We start from the raw sequence: 12,957 nt of genomic DNA, 5'->3' as shown, positions 1-12,957 counted from the left end.
TCAGATCTGGAAAGTTCCTACAACAGCCGCGAATTTGGTCTGATTGTCCTACAAAACCGCTCTAAATCAAGCCATACAGCCTATAGCGCTTAAACGAAAATGTTGGTAATTTTCGCCCCGGTGATCACCTGGAGTTCTAACAATGAAAAAAATGATGCTCAAAACCACCCTTGGCCTTGCCGTTACCTTGGCATCCACGCAGATTTTCGCCAGTGGCTTTGCCTTGAACGAACAAAGCATCAGTGGCATGGGCACCGGTTTCGCTGGGCGTTCTTCCTCTGCCGATGATGCAAGCACTGTGTTTGGCAACCCGGCCGGCATGTCGCGCCTCAAGCGCCAGCAAGTTACGGGCGGTATGGCCGCTATCGACGCGTCCACCGACATCAACGACGCCAGCGGTAGCCAATCGGGCACCAACAAGGGCGACATGGTGCCGTTCACTGCCGTTCCGATGGGCTATTACGTCAAGCCTATCGATGATCAATGGGCTTTCGGCCTGGGTGTATACGCACCGTTCGGCCTGATCACCGATTACGAAAGCAGCTTCCAGGGTCGCAACTTCGGCAGCAAGAGCGAAGTGAAAGTCGTCGCCTTCCAGCCCACCGTCAGCTACGCCTTCAACGACAAGGTGTCGATCGGTTTCGGCCCGACCATCAACCACATTTCCGGCGCACTGGAATCGACCCTGACCACGCCGCTTTCACCGAACGATGGCGAAGTGAAGATCAAGGGCGACGACATTGGCTATGGCTACAATATCGGCGTGCTGGTCCAGGCGACCGACACCACTCGTGTTGGCCTGACCTACCACTCCAAGGTCAAGTACAAGCTTGAAGGCCACACCAAGGTAAGCCCGGGTGCCGGCACTCCCGCCGGGTTCCTGAGCGGGGCGCGTTATGACGCTTCGCTGGACATCACGACACCTGAATCGGTGGACTTTTCGGTCACCCAGCAGCTCAACGATGCCTGGACCCTTTATGCCGGCAGCACCTGGACTCGCTGGAGCCGCTTGAAAGAAATCACCGTGGACAATGAAGGCGTCACGCCTGCAAACGGTGGTGCACTGGCCCCTGCGTTCCTTGGCACCATTACCGAGGAACAGAACTGGCATGACACCTGGGCCTACGCCATCGGTACGTCCTACCAGTTGAACAAACAGTGGGTGCTGCGTACCGGCCTGACTTTCGACCAGTCACCTACCAACAACATCGACCGCTCGCCACGCATCCCTACCGGCGACCGGACCATCTTCAGCCTGGGTGCAGGTTGGAGCCCGACCGAAGACCTGACCATCGACGTGGCGTATTCCTATCTCAAGGAAGAGAAAGTCAGCGTCAATCACAGCAACGCTCTGGGCCAGTCCTACAACGCTGAATACGAAAACAGCGCAAATGGCTTCGGTGTAGGTGCAACCTACCGCTTCTGATGATTCACGGCGAGCCTGAACCCCTCGCCATCTGAAGCGAAAAAAGCCCCGCACTCTGCAAAGAGGCGGGGCTTTTTCGTGACTGGCGATCAGGGGCGGGAGGCGATGGCCGCTTCTACCGCCTGGATGAATTCAGGATCGTCGGGTTTGGTCCGACTGGAGAAACTGGCGACGACTTTACCCTGGCGGTCCACGACATACTTGTAGAAATTCCATTTCGGTGCCCCGGACTGTTCGGCCAGATGCCTGAACAACGGGATGGCGTCCGCGCCGCGTACCGGTTGGGGCTCGGTCATGGTGAAGGTCACGCCATAATTGACGTAGCAGACCTTGGCCGTCTCTTCGCCGTCCTTGGATTCCTGTTTGAAGTCATTGGACGGTACCCCCAGCACTTGCAGACCGTCACCTTTATAGCGCTGGTTGAGTGCCTCCAGACCTTTGAACTGCGGGGCGAAACCGCAGAAGCTGGCAGTGTTGACCACCACCAGCGGCTGGCCGGCGAAACGCTGGCACAGATCGATGTTTTCCTTGGCCCGCAACTTGGGCAGCGAGCCCTCCAGCATGGGTGGGCAGTCAGCGGCCCATACGTGCCCGGTCAAAGCCAGCAGCAGAGCGGGTACAGCAAACCTGCGCATCAGCATGTCGCAATCTCCTTGAAAGCACGTCAGACCCCGACGTTACTCCCCCCTGCCCGGCGCCGTCCACCGCTCAGCAGGTGCCCATACCCAGTTGCATCAACGCCAGCCCGCCCTGATGCCACCCCCACCAGGCGACCACCAGCAGCAGGCCGGCACCGGCAGCAATCAACCACGGGCCTACGCGGCTCATGCCGCACCTGCCTGAACTTGCAGCCGCGCCACCGGACGCTCACGCACCGGCCAGTTCAACGCCGCCGCCAGCAGACTGAGCAGGATCGACACCTGCCAGATCAAGTCATAACTGCCGGTTCGGTCGTATACCACCCCACCCAGCCAGCCCCCCAGGAACGAACCTAACTGGTGGAACAGGAACACGATCCCACCCAACATTGAGAGATTTCGTACACCAAACAACGTCGCTACCGTGCCGTTGGTCAAAGGCACCGTCGACAGCCACAAAAAGCCCATCGCCATCCCGAACAGGTAAGCCGTGGTAGTCGTCACCGGCAACCACAGGAACAAGCCAATCACCACCGCCCGCAACAGGTACAACCCGGTCAGCAAGCGCGGCTTGGACATCCGACCGCCCAACCAGCCTGCGGTGTAGGTGCCGAAGATATTGAACAGGCCGACCAGGGCCAGCACGGTCGTGCCGACGCTGGCCGCCAGGTGCTGGTCCACCAGATAGGCCGGCAAATGCACGCCAATGAATACCACTTGGAACCCACAGACAAAAAAGCCAACCGCCAGCAGCCAGAAGCCGGAGTGGCTGCAGGCCTCGCGCAGCGCTTCGGACAAGGTTTGCTCATGACCGGTCAGCGGCGCAGGGGTGTCCTTGAGCATGCTCACCAGCGGCACGATCAGCGCCACCAGCAGCCCCAGCGCCAACAGCGCGGCAGACCAGCCGAGCCAGCCAATCAGCCCCAGCGTGCCCGGCAACATGGCGAATTGGCCGAAGGAGCCGGCAGCGCTGGCGATCCCCATGCCCATGCTGCGTTTTTCCGGCGGCACAGCACGCCCGACCACGCCGAGGATCACCGAAAACGACGTGCCGGACAGACCGATACCAATCAACAGACCCGCGCTCAATGAAAGCGACCATGGCGAGTCGGCCATGCCCATGAAGACCAGACCGAGGGCATACAGCACGCCACCGATGAGCACGACTTTCGCGGCACCGAAGCGGTCGGCCAGCGCCCCGGTAAAAGGTTGCGCCAAGCCCCAGATCAAGTTCTGCAAGGCAATGGCGAAGGCAAACACCTCACGACCCCAGCCAAACTCGGCACTCATCGGCGCCAGAAACAGCCCGAAGCCATGCCGTACACCCAGGGACAACGCCAGGATCAGCGCGCCGCCCACCAGAACCCAACCACAGGTACGCCACATCGATGTCATTATTATTCTCCGGTCACGGGTATATACCCGCTTATCTTCGAACGAACCGGCTTCACGCCAGTTCATCCAGCAAGGCCAGCAACGTTGCGCGCTTTTCGGCGCCCAGCTTATCGATCAATCGTTGTTGCGCCGCTTCCCAGGCTGGCAACGCCGCCGCCAGCCGGGCATGCCCGGCTTCAGTGAGTTCGACAATGCGATTGCGCAAGTCTTCACCTTCGGCCAGCGCCACCAGCCCCTCACCTTCCAGTACCCGCAGGTTGCGCCCCAGGGTGCTGCGGTCCAGGCCCATGGCCTCGGCCAGGGAAGAGATACTCGGTTGGTCCAGGCGCGCCAGGTTGCTCAGCAAGGAATACTGGGCGACGTTGATCCCGAAGCCGTCGAGGGCGCCGTCGTAATACCTGCTGACGCCCCGAGCGGCGCGACGCAGGTTGATGCACAAACATTGGGAGGCAAGCATAGTGCGTGTATATACCCGCGATTAAGTGAATGCAAATTTTAATTCAGGAAATTTCAAACTGAATCCCCAGCCAGACAGGTAGCGCTCAATTCCAGATCAGCACCAGCCCCACCAACACCACCATTTCAAGCAGCTCCAGCAAGGCGCCTGCCGTATCCCCGGTACACCCTCCCAGCCTGCGCAACATCATCTGGCGCAACCCGATAAATACCGCCACGGCGATGACTAGCGCCGTTACCCCGACCCAGCCCGCCACCAGCACGCCCCCCAGCGCACAGGCCAGCAATACCTGCCAGCCGCTGTGGCGCGGCAGATGGTCGGCGAGCGCCTGCCCTAACCCGCCGGCACGCACGTATGGGGTGGTCAGGAATAACCCCAGCAACGCGCCACGCCCCAACACCGGCACGATGATCAATGCCAGGGTTTGTCGCTGCTCGATCAGCGCCAGCAATGCGGCGAATTTGAGCAACAGCACCAACACCAGCGTAATCACCGCAATCGGCCCGCTGCGAGGGTCTTTCATGATCAGCAGCGTACGCTCGCGATCGCCAAAACCGCCAAGCCAGGCATCCGCGCTGTCGGCCAGCCCGTCCAGGTGCAGGCCGCCGCTAAGCAGCACCCAAGCGGTGAGCAACAGGGCTCCATGGAGCAGCAGCGGCGTGCCAAGCAACAGGGCATCAAGCCCCCACAACAAGCCTCCGAACAACAGACCTACCAGCGGATAAAACAGCAACGAACGCCCCAACTGCGCAGGCTCAGGCATGCCCGGCAAGCGAACCGGCAGGCTGCTCAGGAACTGCAAGGCGATCCAGAACGCCAGCATCTTCAGCCCTCTTCCTTCAACACCGAACCAGGCGACACCCGAAGAGAAAACAGCGCGCCATGAGCCACTTCTACATTGAGCAACTGCTCCCGAGGCAGACCGCGGGCTCGCGCCAGCAGCAAGCGCATCACCCCGCCATGGCTGACCAGCAATACGCGCTGCCCTGCATACGCGGTCCTCAGGCGTTCAACCGCCGCCAGGACTCGCTTCGAAAACTCCAGCACCGGCTCGCCGTCTGGCGGAGTGAATGCGTAGGGATCGGCCCAAAAGCGGCCCAGCGCCTCGGCGTCGGTGTCCATCAACGCCGCCGCGCTGCAGCCTTCCCAGGCGCCGAAATGCAGCTCCTGCAGCCCCTTGTCCAGGTGCACCGGCACATCGAGCTGGACGCCGAGTTGCTCAGTGAAACGGGCGCAACGCTGCAACGGCGAACTCACCAGCCGATCCCAGGGCCCGCGCGCCGCGACCGCCTCGCGCATCTGCTGCCAGCCCCTGTCCGTCAAGGCATCGTCGAGGCTGCCACGCAGCCCGCCGCCCAGTTCGGTCTCGCCGTGGCGCAGCAGGTCCAGGTGCAAAGTCATGCCGGGCGATCCGCCACAGCCGCTTCGGCAAACGTCGCCATCTGCCCGTGAAGATCACACGCCAGGCGCAACAGCGGCACCGCCAACGCCGCACCACTGCCCTCACCCAGGCGCAGGCCCAGGTCAATGAGCGGCTCAGCGCCGAGGGTTTCCAGAACGTGCCGATGCCCCGGCTCGGCACCGCGATGGCCGAACAACAGCCATTGCCTGCATTGAGGATTGAGACGCACCGCCACCAGTGCTGCGACGCTGCAGATGAAACCATCCACCAGCACCGCAACGCCCTGCTGGGCGCAGGCCAGATACGCGCCAGCCAACGCTGCGATTTCAAACCCGCCCAGGTTGAACAGTGTTTGCAGTGGATCGTTACGCTGTGCACCGTGCAACGCCAGGGCGCGCTCGATGACTTGAGCCTTGCGGCTGACACCCGCGGCGTCCAGCCCGGTGCCCGGCCCGACCAGGTGAGTCACCGGGCAGTCAAGCAAGGCACAGGCCAGGGCACTGGCCGCCGTGGTGTTGCCGATGCCCATTTCGCCGCCGATGAACAGCTGCGTTCCGGCGGCGACCGCGCGCAGCACACTGTCACGTCCGGCCAACAATGCCTGCTCGCCTTGGGTCACGGTCATCGCCGGCCCCTGCACGAAATTCGCGGTACCTGGCCCCACGTTCAGATGCCGCACACCGGGTAGCGCCAGCGAAGGCGTCACAGTGCCCAGGTCAACCACTTCCAACGAGGCGCCCAGTTGCCGCGCCAATACACTGATCGCCGCGCCACCGCTGACGAAGTTGAGGAGCATCTGCCCGGTGACTTCCTGGGGATAGGCCGATACGCCTTCGGCCACCACACCGTGATCACCTGCGAAAATTGCGATCCAGAGTTGATCCAGGCTCGGCTTGACCTGCCCTTGCAAACCCGCCAGTTGCACCGCCACTGCCTCGAGTCGCCCCAGGGAGCCGGCCGGCTTGGTCAGTTGTTGCTGACGGACCGCAGCCTGCTCCAGGGCCTGGGTGTCGAGGGGCTTGCACGGGTCCAGCCACCAGCGATGATTCATAACGCAGTACCTTTGAGAGTCAGGGGCAAGCCGGCAACGGTCAGCACGACGCGCTGGCAACGTTCGGCCAAAGCTTGATGCAGCCAACCGGCTTCATCGACATAACGGCGAGTCAACTCGCCCAGCGGCACGACACCCATTCCGGTCTCGTTGCTGACAAAAATGATTTCGCCCGGCAGCGCGCCAACGCACTCCAGTAGAGCGTCACGCTCGGCGTTCAACTGCTCGAGGTTGTCGAGCATCAGCAGATTGGTCAGCCACAGGGTCAGGCAATCCACCAACAGGCATTGCCCTGAACCGGCGTTATCGCGCAGCACCCGCGCCAGGGCCAACGGCTCCTCCACCAGCGCCCATTCGGCCGGACGGCGAGCGCGGTGTTGGGCGACCCGTTCGTTCATCTCGCCATCCAGAGGTTGGCTGGTGGCGATGTAGGTAACGGGCAATCGGCTGTCTGTGGCGAGCTTTTCGGCCAGGCGACTCTTACCGGAGCGGGCGCCGCCGAGGATCAGTTGCAGCATGTTTTTTACCTTTCAAATTGGCCGTGTTGCTGCCTGCTCGCGATGAGGCCAGTGCAGCCACCCTAGATCCCACACAGCTCACGCAACAGCCCGGTATCCAAATGCCGCTCCACCAGATCCGCCAACCGCTCGATGTCCCGCTCGCGCAACCCGTGGTAGTCCACCGCCTGCACATTCTGCAACCCGGCCCAACGCAACAAGGCGCTGCTGGCCGCCGGTGACTCGAACAGCCCATGCAGATAGGTGCCGAAAATCTGCCCATCCAGACTCTGGGCGCCATCACAGCGACCGTCATCCAACTGCACCGCCGGGTTTTCCAATGCCGGGCCTGAGGTTACACCGGCATGGATTTCATACCCGCTGACCTCGGCCTCTTCCAGGGCCAGTCGACCGCGCACATTGCGCAACTGCTTCTCGTGTTCCAGGGTCGTTTCGAAAGCCAGCAAGCCCAGCCCGGTGCTGGAGCCCGCGGCCCCTTCCAGCCCCAGCGGATCGTGGACCTGCTGGCCGAGCATCTGCAGACCACCGCAGATGCCTAGCAACTTGCCTCCATAACGCAGGTGACGATGGATGGCCGTCTCCCAACCGTTGGCGCGCAGGTAGGCCAAGTCACTGCGCACGCTCTTTGAACCCGGCAGGATGATCAAGTCAGCCGCGGGAATGGGCTGGCCTGGGCCGATGAATTGCAGATCGACCTGCGGATGCAGGCGCAGCGGATCGAAATCGGTGTGGTTGCTGATGCGCGGCAATACCGGCACCACTACCTTGAGCACCTGCTCGGCCTTGTCGGCCTGCCGTTGATCGAGACCGTCCTCGGCTTCCAGATGCAGGTCCATCACGTACGGCAACACGCCAATCACCGGTTTGCCGGTGCGCGCCTCAAGCCAGTCCAGGCCCGGTTGCAGCAGGGCGATGTCGCCGCGAAAACGGTTGATGATGAAGCCCTTGACCCGCGCCTGTTCGCTGGGCGAAAGCAGCTCCAGGGTACCCACAAGGTGGGCGAAGACGCCGCCGCGATTGATATCGGCAATCAGCAGCACCGGACAGTCCACCGCCTCGGCAAAGCCCATGTTGGCAATGTCACCGGCGCGCAGATTGATCTCCGCCGGGGAACCCGCGCCCTCCACCATCACCACCGGATACGCCGCGCTCAAACGTTCGTGGGAGGCCAGCACCGCTTGCATCGCGATGGCTTTGTAATCGTGATAGGCCACCGCATTCATGGTGGTGACGGCGCGGCCATGGATAATGACCTGGGCACCGGTGTCGCTGTTGGGCTTGAGCAGCACCGGGTTCATGTCGGTATGCGGTTGGAGACCGGCCGCCTGGGCCTGCACGGCCTGGGCACGGCCGATTTCGCCGCCATCGGCCGTTACCGCGCTGTTGAGTGCCATGTTCTGTGGTTTGAACGGCACCACGCTCACCCCCTGACGCCTGACCCAGCGGCACAACGCCGTGACGAGAGTGCTTTTGCCGGCATCGGACGTGGTGCCCTGCACCATTACAGTGGTCATTGGATGTCCTTGGCGTAGGCCTCGAAAGCTTGCTCGAGGCGCAGGAATTCACCGTCATCGGCCGGCAACCCGAAGCGCAGGCTGCTGGTATGGGTAAACAAGCGCAGAAGAATGCCGCGCTGGGCCATGAAATCGTAAAGTGCCTGGGCGTGCTCAGTGACCAGCCATTGGAACAACCCGCAGCCGCCCTGAGGCTTGAAGCCGTGGCGTTCGAGCGTCAGCGCCAGGCGCTGACTAGTGTCTTCGCAGCGTTGGCGCTGGCGGGCCTGGGCGTCGCTGTCCAGCAGGCACGCCTGGCCCACCACCCGGGTCGGCCCGCTGACGGCCCACGGCCCGACTTGTTCGGCGAGCAACTTGAGCAAATGGCGCTCGGCCAATACAAATCCCAGGCGAACCCCGGCCAGGCCAAAAAACTTGCCGAACGAACGCAGCACGATCAATCCGACCTGATGGGCATGGGCGGCCAGGCTCAGTTGTGGCGTAACATCCATGAACGCTTCATCCACCACCAGCCAGCCACCGCGCTGGGCCAGTCGGGCATGCCAGTCCAGCAAGCGCTCGGGGCTCAACAGCAAGCCCGTGGGGTTGTTGGGGTTGACCACCACCAGCACGTCAAGGCTGTCGAGGAAGAAGTCTACCTCCGGCTCCAGCACTTCACGCACGATGTAACCACTGCGGCGCCAGGCTTCGGCGTGTTCGGCGTAACAGGGTGAGAGGACGCCGACCTTGCCGGCCCGACGCAGGCGCGGCAAGAGTTGGATGGCCATCTGCGAGCCCGCCACCGGCAGCACATGCTTGGCGCCGTAATAATCGCAGGCGGCCTGTTCCAACCCGTCATCGGTCTCAGGCAGGCGTGCCCAGGCCCGCGGTGCAATCGCCGGCACGTCGAACGGCCAGGGCGCCAGGCCGCTGGACAGATCCAGCCAGTGCGCCTCGGCAATCGCGTATTGCCGGGCCGCGTTGCGCAGGCGCCCACCGTGCTCAAGCATAAAACTCAGCTCCCAGGCAGAGAATCAGCAACCACAACCATACGCCACGCTGGACCAGTTGCCAGCCGCGATCAATGGCGTCGGCGTTCGCCGGCGCGCCTTCGCCCAAGGGCGGACGTTGATGCAATTGGCCGTGATACACCGCCGCGCCACCCAGTTCGACCCCCAGCGCACCCGCGCCGGCGGCCATCACGGGCCCGGCATTGGGACTGTCCCAGGTCGGGCCCTGAGTGCGCCAGCACTTGAGCGCCAGGCGGGTTTTTCCAAGCACGGCGTAAGTCAGCGCCACCAGGCGCGCCGGAATGTAGTTGAGCCCATCATCGATCTTGGCCGCTGCCCAACCGAAACGTTCAAAGCGCTCGTTGCGATAGCCCCACATGGCGTCGAGGGTATTGCTCAGGCGGTATAACACCACACCAGGCGCGCCCGCGACGGCGAACCAGAACAGCGCGGCGAAGACCGCGTCGCTGCCGTTCTCCAGCACCGACTCAGTGGCGGCACGGGCAACGGCAGTCTCATCCAGTTCAGCGGTTTCGCGACTGACCAGATAGCCGACCCGCCGGCGCGCTTCATCCAGATCCCCGCCGCGCAGAGCCCGGGCCACTGGCTCGACATGCTCCCCGAGACTGCGCAGGCCAAGGGCGAGGTACAGCGCCAGGATTTCCACCAGCCAGCCCACCAACGGCGCCCAGGACAGCGCCGTCGCGAGCAGGGTCAACGGCACCACGGCGATGATCCACGCCGTCACGCCATGGCTGCGCCAGCCACGCCCGCCGGAGTTGAAACGTTGTTCGATACGATCGGCAAAGCGACCGAACGCCACCAGCGGATGCCAGCGTCGGGGTTCGCCCAACAGCGCATCCAGCGCCACCGCGGCAGCACTGAGCAACGCCACACTCATGGGCTTACTCCCCAATGGTTTTCGTAGAGCAATTCATCCAGCGCACGCGGCTGCGCCCAGCCTTCCAGAGCGAGCATCGGTGCCGGGTAGAACCCCTCGACCGGCCCCAGGCACAATATTGCCAGCGGTTTGGCGCCGGCGGGCAGGCCCAACAGCTCGGCCAGGGCCTGGGGCTCGAACAGAGAAACCCAGCCCATCCCCAGCCCTTCGGCGCGAGAAGCCAGCCACAGATTCTGAATCGCGCAAGACAGCGAGGCCAGGTCCATTTCCGGCAGGGTTCGTCGACCGAAGACATAGCGCTCGCGATCATCCATCAACGCCGCCACCAGCACTTCGGCGCAGTCGTTGAGGCCTTCGACCTTGAGCTTCATGAATTCATCGCTGCGCTCGCCCAGGGCCTCGGCGGTGCGGATGCGTTCCTGTTCCACCAGTTGACGGAGTTGCCCACGCAAGGCGCGGTCGCTGATGCGAATGAACCGCCACGGCTGCATCAGACCCACACTGGGGGCTTGATGCGCGGCTTCCAGCAGGCGGCGCAGCAACGCTGGCTCAACGGTGCCGCCGGTGAAGTGGCGCATGTCGCGGCGTTCGGCGATGGCCCGGTAGACGGCATCGCGTTCGGCCTGGGAGAAGGAGTTGTCTGTCATGACCGCTTCGCGAGCAGGCTCGCTCCCACAGGGGTCAGGTGATCAGAGGTGGGGGCGAGCCTGTTGGCGATAGCGGCCTCAGGATCAGGCGCAAACAGCGCGGCAATCGCCCTTGGATTCGACGGAAAATAGAAGTGCACATAGGAAGCCGTCATCCGACCCTGCCGGAAAACCGCCTCCGCGCCACGCCCGCCATTGGGGCTATGGCCTCGGGCAATCGGCTCCAGCCCGGTGCTGGTGAGGGAATGATGATAGGTATGCCCGCGCAAAGTGCCCTCCGGCAACTCCACCGATTGCAGCGCCAGGGCCGCCAGACGCTTTTGCATCTGCGCGTCACCGGCCAGCAACCCAAGCAGCTCGGCGCGGGTGCCGTCCACATCCGTCAACGAGTCCAACAGATAAAGCATGCCGCCGCATTCAGCCAGCAAGGGTTTGCCTGCTTGATGGTGCGCGCGGATCGCCGCCAGCATCGGCGCGTTTTGCGCCAGCGCAACATGGTGCAATTCCGGATAGCCACCGGGCAGATACAGGCTGTCCGCCGCCGGCAGTTCGCTGTCATGAATAGGTGAAAAGAAGCTCAGTTGCGCGCCCATGGCTCGCAACAAATCAAGGCTGGCGCCATAGGTGAAGGCGAACGCTTCGTCCCGGGCCACGGCGATGTGCACACCTTCCAGCCACGGCTGCGCGGCAATCACCGCTGGCGCGACGAACTCCACAGCCGGCGGCAACGCCACTTCACAACTGCCAGCCAAGGCATCGGCGGCGGCGTCGAGGCGCAGGTCCAGATCATTCAATTCACTGGCCTGGACCAACCCAAGGTGGCGACTTGGCAGCTCGATACCGGTTTCCCGTGACAGGGCGCCGTACCAGCGCAGGCCTTCGGTCAGGCTGCCTTCGAGCAACTGCGCATGACGCAAGGTGCCGACCCGATTGGCCAGTACCCCGGCGAAAGGCAAGTCCGGCTGATACCGCGCCAGGCCCAGGGCCAGGGCACCGAAGGTCTGGGCCATGGCCGTGCCATCGATCACCGCCAGCACCGGCACGCCGAAGTGCCGGGCCAGATCGGCACTCGATGGCGTGCCATCGAACAGCCCCATCACCCCTTCGATCAGAATCAAGTCGGCTTCGGCAGCAGCTTCCCACAACAATCGACGACTCTCCTGCTCGCCGACCATCCACATGTCCAGTTGGTAGACCGGCGCGCCGCTGGCCCGCTCCAGGATCATCGGGTCGAGGAAATCAGGTCCGCACTTGAAGACCCGCACCCTACGGCCCTGCTTGCGGTGCAAGCGGGCCAGGGCGGCGGTGACCGTGGTTTTGCCCTGCCCGGAAGCAGGAGCGGCGATCAGCACCGCCGGGCAGTGACGACTCGCCAAGGGAACATCGCTCACAGTTCGACGCCCTTCTGCGCCTTGATACCCGCCTGGAACGCGTGCTTGATCATGCCCATTTCGGTGACGGTGTCGGCCAGTTCAATCAATTCCGGCTTGGCGCCGCGACCGGTCACCACCACATGCTGCATCGGCGGACGGGCCTGCAAGTCGCTCAGCACCTGGTCCAGGTCAAGGTAACCGTGCTTGAGGGCAATGTTGAGTTCATCGAGCACCACCAGGCCTATGGACGGGTCGCTCAGCAATTGACGCGAAACTGCCCAGGCCGCTTCAGCCGCGGCGATGTCGCGCTGGCGATCCTGGGTTTCCCAAGTGAAGCCTTCGCCCATGACATGAAAGCGCACCTGCTCCGGGAAGCGACGGAAAAACAGCTCTTCACCGGTGCTGTTACGCCCCTTGATGAATTGCACCACGCCGCATTGCATGCCATGGCCCATGGACCGGGCCAGCATGCCGAACGCAGAACTGCTCTTACCCTTGCCGTTGCCGGTCAGCACCAGCAGCAGGCCACATTCGTTGGGCGAGTTGGCGATGCGCTCGTCGATCACGGCTTTCTTGCGCAGCATGCGCGCCAGGTGGCGTTCGTCGCGATCGGGGGTGTGGGTCATGGGAGCTCTCCGTTGGGATT

Annotated in this window: 14 protein-coding genes; 1 reads left to right on the top strand and 13 read right to left on the bottom strand. The window is 63.1% G+C overall.

Translation table 11 applies throughout. The features are described 5' to 3' along the window. Positions 1 to 142: 142 nt before the first annotated feature. The gene (locus BW979_RS10560; protein WP_047228706.1) at positions 143 to 1,426 is read left to right on the top strand and encodes an OmpP1/FadL family transporter; all 1,284 of its coding nucleotides are present in this window, start codon (positions 143 to 145) and stop codon (positions 1,424 to 1,426) included. Positions 1,427 to 1,515: 89 nt separating this feature from the next. Here the strand turns inward: BW979_RS10560 and BW979_RS10555 are convergent, their stop codons facing one another. The 13 genes from BW979_RS10555 to cobO form a co-directional block, all read right to left on the bottom strand. Next, complete coding sequence (locus tag BW979_RS10555; protein WP_076383766.1) at positions 1,516 to 2,067, bottom strand: glutathione peroxidase; 552 nt, start codon at positions 2,065 to 2,067, stop codon at positions 1,516 to 1,518. 183 nt (positions 2,068 to 2,250) lie between these two features. After that, positions 2,251 to 3,459, bottom strand: coding sequence for an MFS transporter (locus BW979_RS10550; protein ID WP_076383765.1), 1,209 nt, complete (start codon positions 3,457 to 3,459; stop codon positions 2,251 to 2,253). A 52-nt stretch (positions 3,460 to 3,511) separates the two neighbouring features. Next, on the bottom strand, positions 3,512 to 3,916 hold the full coding sequence (locus BW979_RS10545) for a MarR family winged helix-turn-helix transcriptional regulator (protein ID WP_047228709.1): 405 nt from the start codon (positions 3,914 to 3,916) through the stop codon (positions 3,512 to 3,514). A gap of 85 nt (positions 3,917 to 4,001) precedes the next feature. Continuing rightward, on the bottom strand, positions 4,002 to 4,739 hold the full coding sequence (locus BW979_RS10540; protein ID WP_076383764.1) for an adenosylcobinamide-GDP ribazoletransferase: 738 nt from the start codon (positions 4,737 to 4,739) through the stop codon (positions 4,002 to 4,004). Between the two features lie 2 nt (positions 4,740 to 4,741). Beyond that, positions 4,742 to 5,317: an alpha-ribazole phosphatase family protein gene (cobC, locus tag BW979_RS10535; protein ID WP_076383763.1), complete on the bottom strand. Its 576-nt coding sequence runs from the start codon at positions 5,315 to 5,317 to the stop codon at positions 4,742 to 4,744. Continuing rightward, a complete protein-coding gene (cobT, locus tag BW979_RS10530) occupies positions 5,314 to 6,369 on the bottom strand; it encodes a nicotinate-nucleotide--dimethylbenzimidazole phosphoribosyltransferase (RefSeq protein WP_076383762.1) in 1,056 nt (351 codons plus the stop codon). Before cobT ends, cobC begins: the two co-directional genes overlap by 4 nt. Beyond that, positions 6,366 to 6,887 carry a bifunctional adenosylcobinamide kinase/adenosylcobinamide-phosphate guanylyltransferase gene (cobU, locus tag BW979_RS10525; protein ID WP_047228713.1) on the bottom strand — a complete coding sequence of 174 codons (522 nt, stop codon included), beginning with the start codon at positions 6,885 to 6,887 and terminating at the stop codon, positions 6,366 to 6,368. The genes cobT and cobU overlap by 4 nt, the downstream gene beginning before the upstream one ends. 62 nt (positions 6,888 to 6,949) lie before the next feature. After that, positions 6,950 to 8,401 carry a cobyric acid synthase gene (locus BW979_RS10520; RefSeq protein WP_076383761.1) on the bottom strand — a complete coding sequence of 484 codons (1,452 nt, stop codon included), beginning with the start codon at positions 8,399 to 8,401 and terminating at the stop codon, positions 6,950 to 6,952. Then, complete coding sequence (gene cobD / locus BW979_RS10515; RefSeq protein WP_076383760.1) at positions 8,398 to 9,390, bottom strand: threonine-phosphate decarboxylase CobD; 993 nt, start codon at positions 9,388 to 9,390, stop codon at positions 8,398 to 8,400. Before cobD ends, BW979_RS10520 begins: the two co-directional genes overlap by 4 nt. Then, on the bottom strand, positions 9,383 to 10,291 hold the full coding sequence (gene cbiB / locus BW979_RS10510; RefSeq protein ID WP_076383759.1) for an adenosylcobinamide-phosphate synthase CbiB: 909 nt from the start codon (positions 10,289 to 10,291) through the stop codon (positions 9,383 to 9,385). The genes cobD and cbiB overlap by 8 nt, the downstream gene beginning before the upstream one ends. Next, positions 10,288 to 10,938: a 5,6-dimethylbenzimidazole synthase gene (gene bluB / locus BW979_RS10505; RefSeq protein ID WP_047228717.1), complete on the bottom strand. Its 651-nt coding sequence runs from the start codon at positions 10,936 to 10,938 to the stop codon at positions 10,288 to 10,290. The genes cbiB and bluB overlap by 4 nt, the downstream gene beginning before the upstream one ends. Beyond that, the gene (locus BW979_RS10500; RefSeq protein WP_047228718.1) at positions 10,935 to 12,329 is read right to left on the bottom strand and encodes a cobyrinate a,c-diamide synthase; all 1,395 of its coding nucleotides are present in this window, start codon (positions 12,327 to 12,329) and stop codon (positions 10,935 to 10,937) included. The genes bluB and BW979_RS10500 overlap by 4 nt, the downstream gene beginning before the upstream one ends. Then, on the bottom strand, positions 12,326 to 12,937 hold the full coding sequence (gene cobO / locus BW979_RS10495; RefSeq protein WP_047228719.1) for a cob(I)yrinic acid a,c-diamide adenosyltransferase: 612 nt from the start codon (positions 12,935 to 12,937) through the stop codon (positions 12,326 to 12,328). Before cobO ends, BW979_RS10500 begins: the two co-directional genes overlap by 4 nt. Positions 12,938 to 12,957: the final 20 nt, after the last annotated feature.

Origin of the sequence: Pseudomonas sp. A214 (assembly GCF_900156295.1) — a bacterium.
Lineage (GTDB): Bacteria > Pseudomonadota > Gammaproteobacteria > Pseudomonadales > Pseudomonadaceae > Aquipseudomonas > Aquipseudomonas rhizophila.
The sequence above is the reverse complement of the archived record's forward strand: the minus strand, read 5'-3'. Positions and strand labels throughout refer to the sequence as shown.